Below are 13512 nucleotides of genomic sequence, written 5' to 3'. Positions count from 1 at the left end.
AGACTACCTTGATCGTCTAGCTCTTGATCCAGCAGAGTTTGACTATTAGTGGTGCATAGAGACCAAGGCTATAGTTTTTGCTCGGATAGCGCCAGTAGCTTTCTAGATAAGGCTTTCAATAGTTCTTCTCTGCCAGTGATGTGAGAAACTTCGTCAATACTATCGATAATCCTTCTCATGACTATAAGGTCAGTAGTGTTATCTATAATTTTGGCGAGAAACTCTGCACGATGAATCGAGGCGCCAACCTCGTCTAGATTATCTAGAACATCGATGACGACTGCATTGGAGAAGGATTTCCTCACAAGTAAGGAGGTCATCATTTCTGTTCTCGTCGTTGACGCAGGAGAATCAGCTAAGATGTCTTTAACAGCATCATGTTTCTCTATTCTCCTCTGGGCATTACTTGAAACTCGAAGATCCATTTCTAGGATCAACCTATCGACCTCTTCTTTGGTACTTGGACGAAACTCACCATCTTTTTTCGTCCTTACCGACCATACACCGTCAACTCTCTTGGCTTCAATGTATTCGCCAGGAGAAGATTTTGTATAGTGGTAGGAACTACTGAAACCAGTTAGTAGCAGACCCATAGCTAGATAAGCTAGCAGTTTTGTCATGTATCTAAACTCCAGTGTTTTTCGATTAGTCGATTGTTGACGATGATCTTGATCTCCCTACCTACAACTATCAGCGAATAGATGACTCCAAGGCACAGCAGCAGGCCGAGCTGGAGTCTTTCTAGGTTAACAAGGACTGGCCTTAGAAATGCCGTGTAGCTGTTGTAAAGAATGTGAAAGACTACCGCTGTTGAAAGTGAGTATCTTTTATATAGCATCCCAAGAAGTAGGCCAGACAAAAGCAACTGACTTGCTGTCTCGGCCCTATGTATGAGGGGGATTTCGAGCTGGTATAGGGAAACATGGGAAAGCGTAAATACTATAGAGGAAATAAGTATCTTGAATCTGAAGTTCAGCTTTGCTAACAGGCCAATCAGCATTACTCTAAAGAGTATTTCCTCCATTAGAGCAGAGGTAAATATTGTATATATAATCTTTAACGGAGGCTCCAGACTGAGCTTGTGTGTGTACTGAATCTCGATGCCGTCAACATAAATTGCTTCTTTCGAGGCAAATAAGAGCATGATGACTATCGATAAGAGGATGCTTAGCGAGGTAGCTTTATTGAGACCAGAGAGACTAGTACTACCGAGTTTAGGAAATCCTCTATTGAGAACCAAGTAAGCTGATAGAACAACGGCAAGACTTAGCCAATGAGGAATATCGACTTGCCAATGGTAAAACAGCGGTGCCGATAAGCACAGTAAGCCTACGACAACTATTTCAAAGGCAAGTCTCATTCTACAGCTACCTCCGGTTAAATGATATCGAGGTCATATAGTTCATCGAGAGAGTCGACTTCGAATGAAACGCCAGATTCATGGGACGTTAAAGTTCGCTCTTGACCGCGGGAATTCACATAAAAGAGGTGAATGGACACTTTATACTTCTTGTCAGAGTCACCAGACCGAATGTTTTGGATACGAATCATTGAGCATGGGTTACTGCCTCGGTAGCTATCAACTTTGCACTGTTTCGTCTTTTTCTTCTCAAGTATGTTACCGTCTTTATCAGTTACAATTTTCTCCTCGATACTTGCCGAGTAGCCTTCGCCTCGATCTTGGAAGATAGCTGCAAACTCATCAATAGCAGTGAGGACCACATCAATGAAACCGCTATTGATTTCGCCGATTTTTTTTGCTTTTTTCTTATGAGTCTTATTTCGGTTTGACCTAGCCTTGGCCTTCTCACTCTTCGATTTGCCATTCGATCCAGAGCTTGCGCTACCGCTTCCGCTAGATGACCCACCGCGACCCAGGCCAGTGCCGCCCATCGATGGTCCAGGTTTTGGAGCCGTTATGACAATTGTCTCCATTGCTGATGCGGTTGGAGCAAGGCTAAACAAAAGGCTAGCTAGAGTCAACTTCTTCAACATACTTCGTAGTCTCCCAATTCGGGTGCAAATTACAACTCAACATTCATCGAGTCAACAACTGGAAACTGTGAGTACAGGTTTTCAAGCCCTAGAGTCAACGAGCCTGGTCAAGAAAAATCTGCACCGTGGGGCGAAAAACCTGTTCACAGTGAGTAATTACGTGTGCTACGTTCCAACTGGGTAATTGACTAAGGAATACGAGGCATTTGGATGGATTCTTTTCTTTCGGATAATATGGTAGCAGAAATTCAAACTATCTATGATGAGTACTTACTACGCTATAAGTGCAAGTCAGCTTTCTCGCAGATAGCCAAAAGGGCTAATGTATCAAGAAGTACTGTCACGCGATTCATTCAGGGAGAAGCTAAGCCTCAGTTCGAAAATCTCGTTGCTATTATGGCAGTCATGTTGAACAAAAGTGACCTAGCAGCGTTTATTGAGAAGCACTTTCCAGAGATGGGCTCCATCCTCAAATCGACATATCAACCAGACAGCGATGGTTCAGTGCATCTCAACTCAGATAGTCTCACGAGACACCTTACAACAGAAGTAGGGGACTTGATTTACAACCTAGCCTCTACGAATGAGGGAACCACAAGAAAGCAGATTGAGAGATTGCGAGGCCTAGCAGGACTGGACTCTGTCGACGAGTTACTGGAAGAGGATCATCTGCAGATAGACACAGATGGTAGGATCTCGAACAAAGAAAAAGAGTTTGCTCTATGGGATTCAAAGACAGTTATGAGGGGGATATCATTCGACCTCGATAGGTTTGACTCAGGGCTTTTAGGCACAAGTGGTGCTGCGATTGTAAGACATACAGAGTCATTAAACATGGAAGGTCTATCTGAGGTAAAGAAGGCAATCTATAGAGCTTCACAAGAAATATCACGAATTAAGCATGATCCCCGTTATCAGGGCAACATTCCCTTTTACGTGTCCGCTGTATTTAATCTCTTCGATAAAGAAAACTTTGGTGATGATGAGGTGAAAAAATGAGATTACTAATTCTTGCACTCGTTGGTTTCAGTCTTCCTGCTTATAGCGGGCAAGGAACAGTTATGAAGGAAGCATTGAACCCTTCTCAATATCGAAAAGTTTTGCGGCAAGCGATTCTTGGAGGTGAGATCAACTTAAGAGATGAACGACTCTCTGTTGACAGATCTTCTCTTTCAATAAGGACCAAGAAATTTGAAGCCTTTGGAGGTGATGAAAAAGTCTTCTTGATATCCGAGAGGGCAGACGAAGATCTTTCAAAACTCGATCGCTAATCTTTATGCCGGGGGGCAGCGTCTAAGCGTTGAAATCGATACTCCCAGCGACATGGCAGCGGCACCGATAGACAGAAACATGTCGACAACTCAGATAGTTAAGATGATCAAATCCATGCAGAAGTATGGGTTTCAGCTAGGTTTGTCAATATTTTTTTGAAACTGCTGTTACCCTAATAGGTGGGGTTATCTGAATCGCCACCGAACTTCCTGGCTCCAAGTCTTCCGGGGGAATAATGAGATTCCCATCAAGCCTTTGAAACTTGGTGTACTCCACACCGTCGATGAACACTCTCCAGATGCTTTGGGGGTCGTCCTCCTGATCCACCACAAACTGATTGGTATACTTTTCGATGTAGCGATAACTCACAGCCAAGCCACCATCAATAGACTCATCGCAGCTTAGCTTGACATCGCCGTTGTGGATATCCAAGCTATCGGCACAATCCTCACCATCGAGGGTTGTCACAACCATAGAATCCGGGATTACGGTTGGAGGCACGGTGAACTGGAAAAGACTATCATCCTCTCTTGGTAATAATTGGATGCTGGCCACCAATTCACGACCTGGCCAAACCTCCTCAGGCTTGAATTTGATATAGCTGTTTACAATTTGGAAGTCGATAGGTTCAGCGGTTTCTGCATCTATAATTTCGATGGACTGGATATGCCTATTTTGATACTGCGGAATCGGGTAGTCGAGGATCTTGGCATTGGCTTGCTGATACTCAAGGCTCACCTCAGCTCCATCCATCGGAGGATCGTTGAATTTCAGCCATTGGCGATCATAATCAATTTCCACTGGCAACTCGTTACCGTTCACGCGAACGCTTTGAATGAGAGCATCCGATGGCCAAGTTAAAGGAAATGTCTTCTTCAATAATCCATCCTGGCGATAAGAAAACTTCAATTTCGAACTGGCCGCTGGCACATTACGAAACACAACAGTCTTGCCTTCCATGATATAAAAGTCGTCTGGTGATTTGATTTCTTGGTCGACCACGACTTCCAAGGTTTCAGGATCGATGGGTTTGCTTAAATCAAAGTAGTGACGCATGGACTGCCTGCCATAGGTGTAGTCGACAAAGAGCATTTCGCTCTCCAAGCTTGGTGTGATCATCAAGCGCAGCTCTTGACCAATAAGAACGTAACCATCAGTTAGTAGCTCCCCATCCAAATATACTTTAAGAGTGCCTGGATCAGGCTGGAAGGTGAGTGAAAAACGCCTTTTGATATCCTTGCTCACATGGCTAGAAATGGTTTCCAGAACTTCGCTATAGTCGGCTTGACAGATTTCCCCAGCCAGTCCACCTGTTTCTTGAATCAAGCGCATATATTCGCTCGGATATTGATTGTCATATCCTCCAGAGTTAGGACAGGCGGCAAAATCATCTTGGAAAAGAAGCAATCCATAAACCCTAGTATTTCTCGGTGATCGACTTAGAAAGTAATCTGCGGAACTATATTCCTCCGCGACACAGCCTTCGTTGCTAGCACTACCACAGTTTTTTTCATCAGATACGATGAGCACTGCTTTCTGCGAATCTGCTCGCGTCCATGGGAAGCGAGTATCACCACAATCTCCTTGCAAAGCCTCAGTCGCAGTCAAGATACCTTTCTCTACTGTGCTGCCGTTAACACCAGCTGAAATGAGCTGTTCAAATCGCCTTTGAGCAGTGGCTGAGGATATATCAAAATCAGTCCGCTTCAATATTTTGGTTCCATCAAGGGCAGAGCGCAAACAGCTACTCGAAGTGGTCGCCACCGCTATCTGCCAATTGGTATTGGAGATGTTACTAAGCAAGTTTTTAAAGCGTTTTTGTAGCTGGAGCTGAAACGCCTCCATGCTAGACGAATTGTCGATGACAATTAGAAGGTCGAGATAGCCAGACTCAATGAGGGCAAAGTCGTCTTTTTGAGATCGCCCTTGGCCACCTTGAATAAATTCCTCTTTCTGGATTGGCCTGACCATCTGAAAGGTTTTCGCATAGCCATTGGGAATCTGCTCAAGCACAATTCTATGGTCGAACGACAGTTTTTTCGGCTCGAAGTAGATGGAGTCTGATCGAATCGTTCCTGCTTGGAATTGATATTCCTTTACAAGGCTTTGATCGTAGCTCTGAACCCGTCCATTGCTGTTGAAACGAACTTCTTCATGACAAGAAACCAGTAATAAGATCCACGAAAGCAAGAGGCTCCATAGTCCTCTTTCCAGAGAGTTGCTCATCATCCATGCTCCCCCGATAATTGTCCCCCGAATGCCATAGCATTCTTTCCCAACTTCGGTGGAATCCGCGAACCGCTAAGAGTCAACGAGATTCTTCCAAATGCAAGGAGCCGATAGCAGCTTTGTCCTGGTATTTTTTATGGCACCTACCAAAACCATGCGATTGTTAATTTATTGATCAAGGGTTCAAGGGAGTAATTTATTTCAAAGCTAAGTCTAGCTTGATTTAGGACAAATTAACCTACAGAAACTGGAAACTTTCCGTAGCTTGGCGGCAATGACCTTGAGAAGATATGCATTGATTTGGGATGAATTAATGCCTATAAGGGCGAACAATGGAAACGAAAATGGATTGAGACGAAGGCCAACATGGTTGGTTGTTTGTTTTGATACCCCCTTTTTTATTGGCTCCAAAGGTAGTCCTTTTGGGGCCAAGATTTTTTAAATCGCTTTTTCAGCTGCCAACTGGCTTTTCAAGGTCGCTAGCCATACTTGGATATTATTCCTAAGTTCACTGTGACTCTCATCAATGGGGGCCCTCGACGAGATGATGGGATCATCTTCATAAGCTGAGCGTAGGTTCTTGGTCCAGCTATCGATCTCTGATTCCAGATCACGCTCCTCTAGCTGTGAGATAACCCTTTCTAAGTGCGAAATATAAACTTGCCGGTACTCAACGTTCTGTAAGATCTGATTGGTGAGACCGTTTTTCCCCCAGATGCCACCATCCTCATAAGCTCGATCTTCAAATACTCGATCAAGATCCCAAGGGATCATACGAAACCGACCATCTCGAAGGCGAGCAAGAAAATAGTTATTGTCGAAGCCATCCCAATGATTCATGGCGACTGCAGCTGCCACATATCTTAGATACTGATCAACGTCCAAAACTTTTTCAATATTGTCATTAGCTCGCACGGCGTCGTTAGACAGCGCCTGCTCCCACAGATACCGAAGTGGTGATATATCTTTTGGATCCAAACGAACTGAGTAAGCATCTCCGAGACGATCTATAAAATCACGGTCGAACCCAGCATTGGCGAACTTAGCCTTATATAAGTCTTTCACCTCAAGTGACCGGACGGAAAAAAATTCCTCATCCACTGGTTCGATCATATGATAGAGCCCCTGATACCGGCCGTTCAGATAGACCACGGCGGGTTCAACATCGGGGCTTATGACTCCTGCTTCTGAAAACGTTTTAAAACCAATGAGAGAGCGGAGTAAACTATTATCAACATACTGAGAACTTAGCCTTAACGAGCTACGGCCTTTAAAAGTTCTCTGATCCTTGAAACTAAGCTGGAAGCTCTTCTTGAAAGCATCAAGGGTGGATTTCCCAGCATAGTTTAGATCAGTGCGATACTCCCTACCATCGATGGTAACCAAAGCAGCGAATGGTCTTTTGGCCTGGTAGGAATTATTAAGTTCCCCGAGGGTTTCATCGTCAATTTCAATCTCAACCTTGCGCAAGCCATAATCTGGCAAACTCTTCTCATTTCCGCAAGACGTCACGGAGAGAATAGCGATGAATAGCCAAACTATCGAATTAGAATTCATACAACAACTCAATCTTAGCGCGACTTTCGGTAAAATTTCGATCATTTACATCGATTCTAGTCGTAGAGCCGATACCTTCAACATTGAAAGCAAGACGAATAGGGTCGAATCCATAGTTGATTCCCGCGAGTAAGGAAACGGTATTGAATCCCATGAGGTCCAAGTCGTGGTAGATAAAGGCTGACTGCACAATCCACTGCCACCACTCATCGTCTTCCAAAGGTCTCTTCTGCTCAAAGTGCAGTTTTGTACCAGCAAATAGAACGCGGTCATTATCTCCGACAGTCTTACGAAGTTCTGTTTCTTCAGGGTCGATACCGGCTAAGATTTCCCACTGGAACAGATGCTGTCCATCTTCAAAGGCAAGAGTCGGCATTGTAGCCCAAACAAATTGTTGGCCATCGTCTATGTGATCGGACTGAAGTTGTAGCCAGTAGCCAAAGCTCCAATAATTATTTAAAGGAGTCTGAACAGAGCCGATTGTGCTGGTATTTTGAGCCTCAGAATGGCCTGCTTCGAGGGAATAACCAGTGGTACCGGCTTCCGAGTCCATTTTCTTGTAATAACGAATCATAGACTCGCGTCCAGCATAGGTGAAGACTTCCAAACGACGATATAAAATGCTCCGATCAATGGTGGAGCGCGATGTTTTTCCGTAGCCGTATTCCAAGCCGAATCGCTTTTTGCCGTAGCCAAATTCGAGGCGACGATCTCCGCTCAGCTTTTTATTCACCAGAGCCTCACGGATCAAAACATCATTTTCCTGACTGCGAAATCTAACACCGAACTCAGCGCGGACGCCGTTCTTTCGCTTGCTCTTAATCTCTACCTTACCTTCATGGCTTGATTCGCCATTCTTAAAGCTCTCGACCTCCATCTCCGATGCCACATAGGCATCAAGCTTGAAATCGGGTTTGGCAAGGGCATCGGTTCCTAGAAATACAATCCCAGGCGCCAGGTAGACAAGCCAGCTATGTCTCATAGAAGGTCCTTTTGCTCACTAGAAGCCCACTCTGCGAAAGGGCTTTTCAGGATAAACACGTTATCCTTTTTGCTTCGAATGTCACTACCAACCACCAAGCGTCCGTCTGGCAATACTGCCAAGGCCTCTGGATTCTTAATCACAGATGGCAAGGCGTACGTTGCAGAAGGGCGCAGTTCTCCGTGCTTGGGGGTCAACGAATCGAACACTATAATCCTTTGACATCGTTGACTCAAAACAAAAATTTGCCCACGAGCAAACTCAATATCGCTAAAATCACATTTACCATCAGCTGCCAAATCCCAGTATGCTAGAGCCTTATAGCGGTGACGGTTCTTACCTGATGTTGGAAGCTCAAATGACTTTCCAGGGGCCAAAACTGTGGAACCGTGCAAACCCATGGGTATCGACCCTTCTGGGCCAAACTCAATCAAGGCCATAGGCGCTGACTCCTTGGCAACGACGAAGTGCCCTTGATTCATAAGTAGTAAGCCTTCACCCAAGGCATTCGAGGGAAATTTACGGCCTGACTTTTTTGCTTTTTCTGGAAACATTTCAAGCAAGTTGAAATTAAGAACAGCTGGAATGCGATCGAGATTAGGATCAAGAACGATCACAGCTTCTGAATGCTCCTGCAAGAGGTAGATACGGCCACTGCCGTCGATCCGAATAGCCTCCCAGTCCGCCAGGATCTTTTTCAGAAACTTGGCACATACGCTATTATCAGCGTGAGCACATAGGGAGAATTGGTCTAAAATCAAATCCCGAAAGCTTTCTTTTCGGATCTCGCCACTGGCCATATCCATGATAGCTAGCTCGGCTTTCTTATCACCGATCGCAACCAGTTCGAGACCGCGCGTAGTGTTCCGCCAGTGGATACCCGAAAGCTCTTTGAGAGGCATTGTGATCGCGCTCTCGATCTGAAGATTAGGTAATTGACCCTCAGCTGCTCCATCTTGCTGCGTCAGCAGGATGAACGTTAATATGGTGAACAGCAAACCAGTAATTTGCATCAAAAGGATATTTCTAGTTTTTTGCCGATTCCAATGAACCATGGCTACACTCCGAGTCGATCGTTAGGATAGAAAATGTTAAAGCTCGCTTCGCGATCGAATTCAGATAGCTTTACTGACAAGGCCTCATGCTGCTCTTTAGAAACCTTCGAGGCATTGAACACGAACGACGTGATGCCATCATAGGAGCGAGAGCTTACGAATTGTGACTGAAGTCCCACACTTTTAAAGGCCTCTTTTATGGCGGCCACAGTGGTATCCTGCCTGGTGTTGAAGGTCACCACCGCAAAACGCCCCTTACCCGAAAGGCTTACTGTCCAGAAATTACGAATGATTGTAAATGCAAACAGAATTCCAACCAGCACCGCACCAATGGCAAAATTCATCGTGGCGCAGGCAATGGAAACCGCTAGAGCGATCACAATGAACGTCACATCTTCCGATCGCTTCACAGGAGTCCTGAATCGTACGAATGAAAGCGAGCCAAGAAGACCTAGAGACAAAATTACACTTGACTGGATCATCCAGAAAGTGGCTGTAAGAGCTGGCGTTAAGAGAATCAAGCTCCTCGCCAAACTACCATCTTGGGGCTCATTATCGTGAAAATAGAGGTTATAAAGAAGGAACAAGAGGACGCCAAATAAGATCGCAACAATCATGACAAGGGCGAAACTACCTACATCTCCTTGAATCCCGGCTTCCAAATCCATTTCTGAAAACGTATCTACAAAAGAATTCATCACACATCTCCGCTAGTAACAGCTATAATCGCCGGTTCCGAGTAAGTTAAGCCCCAGCATAAATTTCGAAAATGAAATCTGAGGCAGTCGAGAAAGGCCAAGCAATGGCAAATGAGGCCTTGGGTCTACAGTTTTGATCTCCAATACATGGTGAGGAAGGATCCCATAGCTCTGGCGGAAGTCGGTGCCATTGGCAAAGCCCATCACTTGGATATGGGTATCGAGCGTCATCCTATAATCGTAAACACGAAATCGATATCGCTTATAGCGAACGCGAATCACAGGGAATAGAGCTCCATACTGTTCGGCAATAGAATAGATACCGCGGAAGCTTTTATCATCCTCACCTGCTGGCTGAAGTTGATACCAATCTGGGGCAGAAAATCCAACAAGCGACACAGGGTGGATCTTCTGCTTCTTTTTGTCAACCGTCAGCAGATTTTTATCTTTTTGATGGAGCTGGTGAAAAGTACCATCACCATAACCCCGGATTCTAAACTTGGTTTTCTTCGAAGAACCATTCAAGCACTGCTGATACAAATGCCGGTCAGCTGTATCGTAGTAGATCGAATCCACGATACCTTCTGGGAATGGATCAGACCCACCGTAGAGGGAACGAAGCACATCGAGAACGTAGCTCAAAGACTCTTGTGAGACATGAAACTTATACTCATTATAGTTTTGAACCGCCAACTTCCGCATTTGAACCTCAACATTATGCAGCTCTTCCGATTCTAAGTTAAGCAATTGTCATTCCCCTTCTAAGTCTCTGAGTTATCTATGGCAAAATCCCCACAATACGCCCGACACTCCTACAGCTATCAACTGCCTTGACAGATTTTTGTACGAAAGACCAATTCAAACGTTCGTTTCATACAATCGTATGTTATAACATCTATCGGCGCTGGGGAATAGGACTTGATTCAAACGTTCGTTTTTGTTGCAATGGCTAAGTATGATTGACCATTTTCTGATTTTCACCCGAGCCTGCTCCTGCCGTAAGGTGGCATACATGGGAGAGTTAATCCATTTGAATTATCATTTCTCAGTGAAGAGCTGTGATCCATCCCGATCAACTGGCCTTGTTGTGGATCGATACCTAGAGAATCATGTGTTTTTGACTGATAAAATATTGCATTGGTAGCTACACTTATTTAGTATCGGGGGCGATTTGCAGGAACCACTCACCTTAGGACGGTCATTGTTAAAAAAATCTAGCTACAAGGCCCTAGGCCTGCTGACGTTTATCGTCTCAATAGCAGCAGGGGGACTACAGTTTGCAAATCTTTCCTTTCTCAATCACGTTCTAACGAACCCTAACTTCTCTCAAATATCCACTATATTCGGAACTTTCACGATATATTTCGTGATAATCGAGTTTGGAATCCAGGCAGATGTCATCCGCCGCCTAAGTAAGCAGCTGGGCAAGCCGGTATTCGGGGATATCTTGGCCCTCCGCGCCTTGCTTGCTGTCACGGCAATCCTTGCTACCTGTGTTTTTATAGTTGTCAGCGAACTATCGAGTTTTTTAGCTGGCGCCTTATTTTTCTATTCCTTGAGTTATATACCTATCGCCATGCTGCTTTGTCTTGAGGAACTAGGCTATGCAAAACAATCGTTATTCTTAACTCTTCTCCACCGCACGGCGCGCATTGTTGGTCTGATCGTTTTTATAGCAATGGTTGGCATCATCATCCTTAAGGCAGAGCAGAGCCCCACTACTATAGAAAACCCTTGGCTTTTCCTAGCATTCCCAGCTCTGTACCTAACAGTTGCCCTACCTGGACTCCACTGGGCTCATCGCCACGGCTTCCTTTCCAAGCCTGATTTGAAGGCCATTTGGATCTTGATCAAGGATATGAAGCACTTGTTCTGGTCGACCCTCTTCCGCTGGCTCACGGCCTATCTTTATTCGATCCTCGTCCTGCGGGTTATCGGTGAAACGTCGCTGTCTGCATATAATGTCAGTTATATGCTAATGGCTCCTTTATCATTACTGATCCAGATTCTAGTCAATGTCGTGTCGGCAAAAATGTTCGGCCAAGATCAATATCATCTGGCTAGTCAGCTAAAATTTGTGTCACTCTTAGTTCTTGGAGCCTGCCTAGGCTATATTGCAATTTTCTCGTTCCCGCTGACGCTCAATTTATTTTTTAGGTCCCTCGACCACACTACCTTTCTAAAACTCTTTGTTCCCCTAGGGTTTGCCCAGGTGTTCACCTCTCTAGTTAGTATGATCAATGTGGGCCTGATGGATCGCAGCTTGAGCCATGTGATAAGCTGGGGATCAGCCTTGCAAGGTGCCACCATCGGGTTGTGCTATGTCTTAATGCCCTCTGCATGGTTTAGCGAGTACTACACTGCTCCCATATTCATCGGGATTTTAGTTGGCTATGGTATACAACATGGCGCTGGTGCTTACTTCGGACTGTTTAAATCAGAGGAGAACCGCCGTGCTTAAGATTGTTCCCTGGCATCTAACTTTAATGAAAGACGCTCAGTACTATCTGTTCAGTAACTTTCATGAAGCCATGTTTCTCATAGAGGCATCTCGCCGCCAATCTCAAAGTTCTACCGACCAAGTTACGAAAATCATCTTATCTGCGGATGAAATTATGGGGGTGTTCTCGATGAACACCAACGGTCGCCTGTTAGTTCACATAGATCCCGAGATTTTAAACGAGGAGTCATGTGAGCAAATTCTTGACCATGTGGTATCTGAGCCGTTTCCAATCTCGGGCATGCTTGGTAATTGGCATGCTGTCAGCAGTTTGGCTACATGCCTGGTATACAATGGAATCTGGTCTAAATTACGCATGATTAGCGAAGAAGCTACCATGGTGCTTGATCAAATTGGAAACATCGATATTGAGTTCCAGGATAACATTCGTCTGCTCGATTCTAGTGACTTTGCTGCTTGGTACCAACTTCGACTCGCATATTGCCATGAGCTCAACATTCCCATCTCTGAATCCTTGTATGAGATTCAGAAAAGCTTTGCCCTTGCGACTCAACAAGAAAGGCATTGGGGCTTATTTATAGACGGTCGACTGATAGCTATCTCCAGCGCCAACGCTATCGTCGATAATACGGCTCAAGTTGGGGGAGTTTATACTAGTGAGGATCATCGTTCCAAAGGTTATGCCAGACGCTTGATCAGCAGGCAGCTGGAAGATCTAAGAATGCGATCCATCTGCCGGGCAAGCTTGTTCACAGGCAAAGACAATCACGCTGCTATCAAGGCTTATGAGCAACTTGGCTTTGTTGCTAAAGGACATTTTGGGCTAGTTTTCCCCGCCCTTCCATCTTGAACACAGATATTTGTGCAAACTTAGCCGGTTAAAGCTCTAAGCAATCAGAAGGACTTCTCTCACAATAGCTGCTAAATGCAGGGGAAGCGTATGGCAAAACCCAATCCAAAAGGACCTAGCACTACGGTTAAGGTATACTGCTCCAAGTGTCGGGGCCAGCTCTTTCGCTATCGCAAAGGTGGAACAGGGTCTCTAGTAAAGTGTTTTAAAGAACGAATTGTAGAAGACTACACGAGTGGCGATGGAGCTTGCCCCCACTGTTCGCAAGTATTCGGCCGTGAAGCTCTTATCCGAGGAGCACCCGCCTTTAAGATTATTGGCGGAAAAGTATTCTTCAAAAAATAAGAAAAGCAAGCCAACGATGGATCCTAGCGCCTTAATAGAATAAAGGGCAACTCGTAGGATCGAGCTGC

General features: G+C 45.1%; 14 protein-coding genes. 5 read left to right on the top strand and 9 right to left on the bottom strand.

Going from position 1 to position 13512, the window contains the following annotated elements; translation table 11 throughout:
• Positions 1-68: 68 nt before the first annotated feature.
• From B9N89_RS18950 to B9N89_RS18940, 3 genes are all read right to left on the bottom strand, one after another.
• On the bottom strand, positions 69-620 hold the full coding sequence (locus B9N89_RS18950; RefSeq protein ID WP_132319788.1) for a hypothetical protein: 552 nt from the start codon (positions 618-620) through the stop codon (positions 69-71).
• Entirely contained in the window at positions 617-1144 is a 528-nt protein-coding gene (locus B9N89_RS18945; RefSeq protein ID WP_159455486.1) for a CPBP family intramembrane glutamic endopeptidase, read from the bottom strand. The genes B9N89_RS18950 and B9N89_RS18945 overlap by 4 nt, the downstream gene beginning before the upstream one ends.
• Positions 1145-1377: 233 nt before the next feature.
• On the bottom strand, positions 1378-1995 hold the full coding sequence (locus B9N89_RS18940; protein ID WP_132319784.1) for a hypothetical protein: 618 nt from the start codon (positions 1993-1995) through the stop codon (positions 1378-1380).
• Between the two features lie 210 nt (positions 1996-2205).
• Between B9N89_RS18940 and B9N89_RS18935 the strand changes: the two genes are divergently transcribed.
• Both B9N89_RS18935 and B9N89_RS18930 read left to right on the top strand, forming a co-directional pair.
• Positions 2206-2994, top strand: a complete 789-nt coding sequence (locus B9N89_RS18935; RefSeq protein WP_132319782.1) for a helix-turn-helix domain-containing protein — start codon at positions 2206-2208, stop codon at positions 2992-2994.
• Positions 2991-3266, top strand: coding sequence for a hypothetical protein (locus B9N89_RS18930; RefSeq protein WP_132319780.1), 276 nt, complete (start codon positions 2991-2993; stop codon positions 3264-3266). The genes B9N89_RS18935 and B9N89_RS18930 overlap by 4 nt, the downstream gene beginning before the upstream one ends.
• 145 nt (positions 3267-3411) lie before the next feature.
• On the opposite strand, the gene B9N89_RS18925 is transcribed toward B9N89_RS18930, so the two are convergent.
• From B9N89_RS18925 to B9N89_RS18900, 6 genes are all read right to left on the bottom strand, one after another.
• The gene (locus B9N89_RS18925) at positions 3412-5496 is read right to left on the bottom strand and encodes a vWA domain-containing protein (protein WP_132319778.1); all 2085 of its coding nucleotides are present in this window, start codon (positions 5494-5496) and stop codon (positions 3412-3414) included.
• A gap of 438 nt (positions 5497-5934) precedes the next feature.
• The gene (locus B9N89_RS18920) at positions 5935-7053 is read right to left on the bottom strand and encodes a CotH kinase family protein (RefSeq protein ID WP_159455485.1); all 1119 of its coding nucleotides are present in this window, start codon (positions 7051-7053) and stop codon (positions 5935-5937) included.
• Complete coding sequence (locus B9N89_RS18915) at positions 7043-8035, bottom strand: hypothetical protein (protein ID WP_132319774.1); 993 nt, start codon at positions 8033-8035, stop codon at positions 7043-7045. The genes B9N89_RS18920 and B9N89_RS18915 overlap by 11 nt, the downstream gene beginning before the upstream one ends.
• Positions 8032-9090: an SdiA-regulated/phytase-like domain-containing protein gene (locus tag B9N89_RS18910; protein ID WP_132319772.1), complete on the bottom strand. Its 1059-nt coding sequence runs from the start codon at positions 9088-9090 to the stop codon at positions 8032-8034. The genes B9N89_RS18915 and B9N89_RS18910 overlap by 4 nt, the downstream gene beginning before the upstream one ends.
• A 2-nt stretch (positions 9091-9092) precedes the next feature.
• The gene (locus B9N89_RS18905) at positions 9093-9788 is read right to left on the bottom strand and encodes a DUF4956 domain-containing protein (RefSeq protein ID WP_132319770.1); all 696 of its coding nucleotides are present in this window, start codon (positions 9786-9788) and stop codon (positions 9093-9095) included.
• Positions 9789-9800: 12 nt separating this feature from the next.
• The gene (locus tag B9N89_RS18900) at positions 9801-10535 is read right to left on the bottom strand and encodes a VTC domain-containing protein (protein WP_132319768.1); all 735 of its coding nucleotides are present in this window, start codon (positions 10533-10535) and stop codon (positions 9801-9803) included.
• Between the two features lie 454 nt (positions 10536-10989).
• Here B9N89_RS18900 and B9N89_RS18895 point away from each other — a divergent pair, with 454 nt between their 5' ends.
• The 3 genes from B9N89_RS18895 to B9N89_RS18885 all read left to right on the top strand — a co-directional run bounded on the left by B9N89_RS18895 (position 10990) and on the right by B9N89_RS18885 (position 13444).
• Positions 10990-12249 carry a polysaccharide biosynthesis protein gene (locus B9N89_RS18895; RefSeq protein WP_132319766.1) on the top strand — a complete coding sequence of 420 codons (1260 nt, stop codon included), beginning with the start codon at positions 10990-10992 and terminating at the stop codon, positions 12247-12249.
• The gene (locus B9N89_RS18890) at positions 12242-13099 is read left to right on the top strand and encodes a GNAT family N-acetyltransferase (RefSeq protein ID WP_159455484.1); all 858 of its coding nucleotides are present in this window, start codon (positions 12242-12244) and stop codon (positions 13097-13099) included. Before B9N89_RS18895 ends, B9N89_RS18890 begins: the two co-directional genes overlap by 8 nt.
• 90 nt (positions 13100-13189) lie before the next feature.
• Positions 13190-13444, top strand: coding sequence for a hypothetical protein (locus B9N89_RS18885; protein ID WP_132319762.1), 255 nt, complete (start codon positions 13190-13192; stop codon positions 13442-13444).
• Positions 13445-13512 lie beyond the last annotated feature (68 nt).

This window comes from Pseudobacteriovorax antillogorgiicola (genome assembly GCF_900177345.1).
Lineage (GTDB): Bacteria > Bdellovibrionota_B > Oligoflexia > Oligoflexales > Oligoflexaceae > Pseudobacteriovorax > Pseudobacteriovorax antillogorgiicola.
The sequence above is the reverse complement of the archived record's forward strand: the minus strand, read 5'-3'. Positions and strand labels throughout refer to the sequence as shown.

Excerpts from the sequence above, each read along its gene's own strand:
- B9N89_RS18950 (WP_132319788.1), bottom strand. The coding sequence starts at position 620 with ATGACAAAACTGCTAGCTTATCTAGCTATGGGTCTGCTACTAACTGGT.
- B9N89_RS18945 (WP_159455486.1), bottom strand. The coding sequence starts at position 1,144 with ATGCTCTTATTTGCCTCGAAAGAAGCAATTTATGTTGACGGCATCGAG.
- B9N89_RS18940 (WP_132319784.1), bottom strand. The coding sequence starts at position 1,995 with ATGTTGAAGAAGTTGACTCTAGCTAGCCTTTTGTTTAGCCTTGCTCCA.
- B9N89_RS18935 (WP_132319782.1), top strand. The coding sequence starts at position 2,206 with ATGGATTCTTTTCTTTCGGATAATATGGTAGCAGAAATTCAAACTATC.
- B9N89_RS18930 (WP_132319780.1), top strand. The coding sequence starts at position 2,991 with ATGAGATTACTAATTCTTGCACTCGTTGGTTTCAGTCTTCCTGCTTAT.
- B9N89_RS18925 (WP_132319778.1), bottom strand. The coding sequence starts at position 5,496 with ATGATGAGCAACTCTCTGGAAAGAGGACTATGGAGCCTCTTGCTTTCG.
- B9N89_RS18920 (WP_159455485.1), bottom strand. The coding sequence starts at position 7,053 with ATGAATTCTAATTCGATAGTTTGGCTATTCATCGCTATTCTCTCCGTG.
- B9N89_RS18915 (WP_132319774.1), bottom strand. The coding sequence starts at position 8,035 with ATGAGACATAGCTGGCTTGTCTACCTGGCGCCTGGGATTGTATTTCTA.
- B9N89_RS18910 (WP_132319772.1), bottom strand. The coding sequence starts at position 9,090 with ATGGTTCATTGGAATCGGCAAAAAACTAGAAATATCCTTTTGATGCAA.
- B9N89_RS18905 (WP_132319770.1), bottom strand. The coding sequence starts at position 9,788 with ATGAATTCTTTTGTAGATACGTTTTCAGAAATGGATTTGGAAGCCGGG.
- B9N89_RS18885 (WP_132319762.1), top strand. The coding sequence starts at position 13,190 with ATGGCAAAACCCAATCCAAAAGGACCTAGCACTACGGTTAAGGTATAC.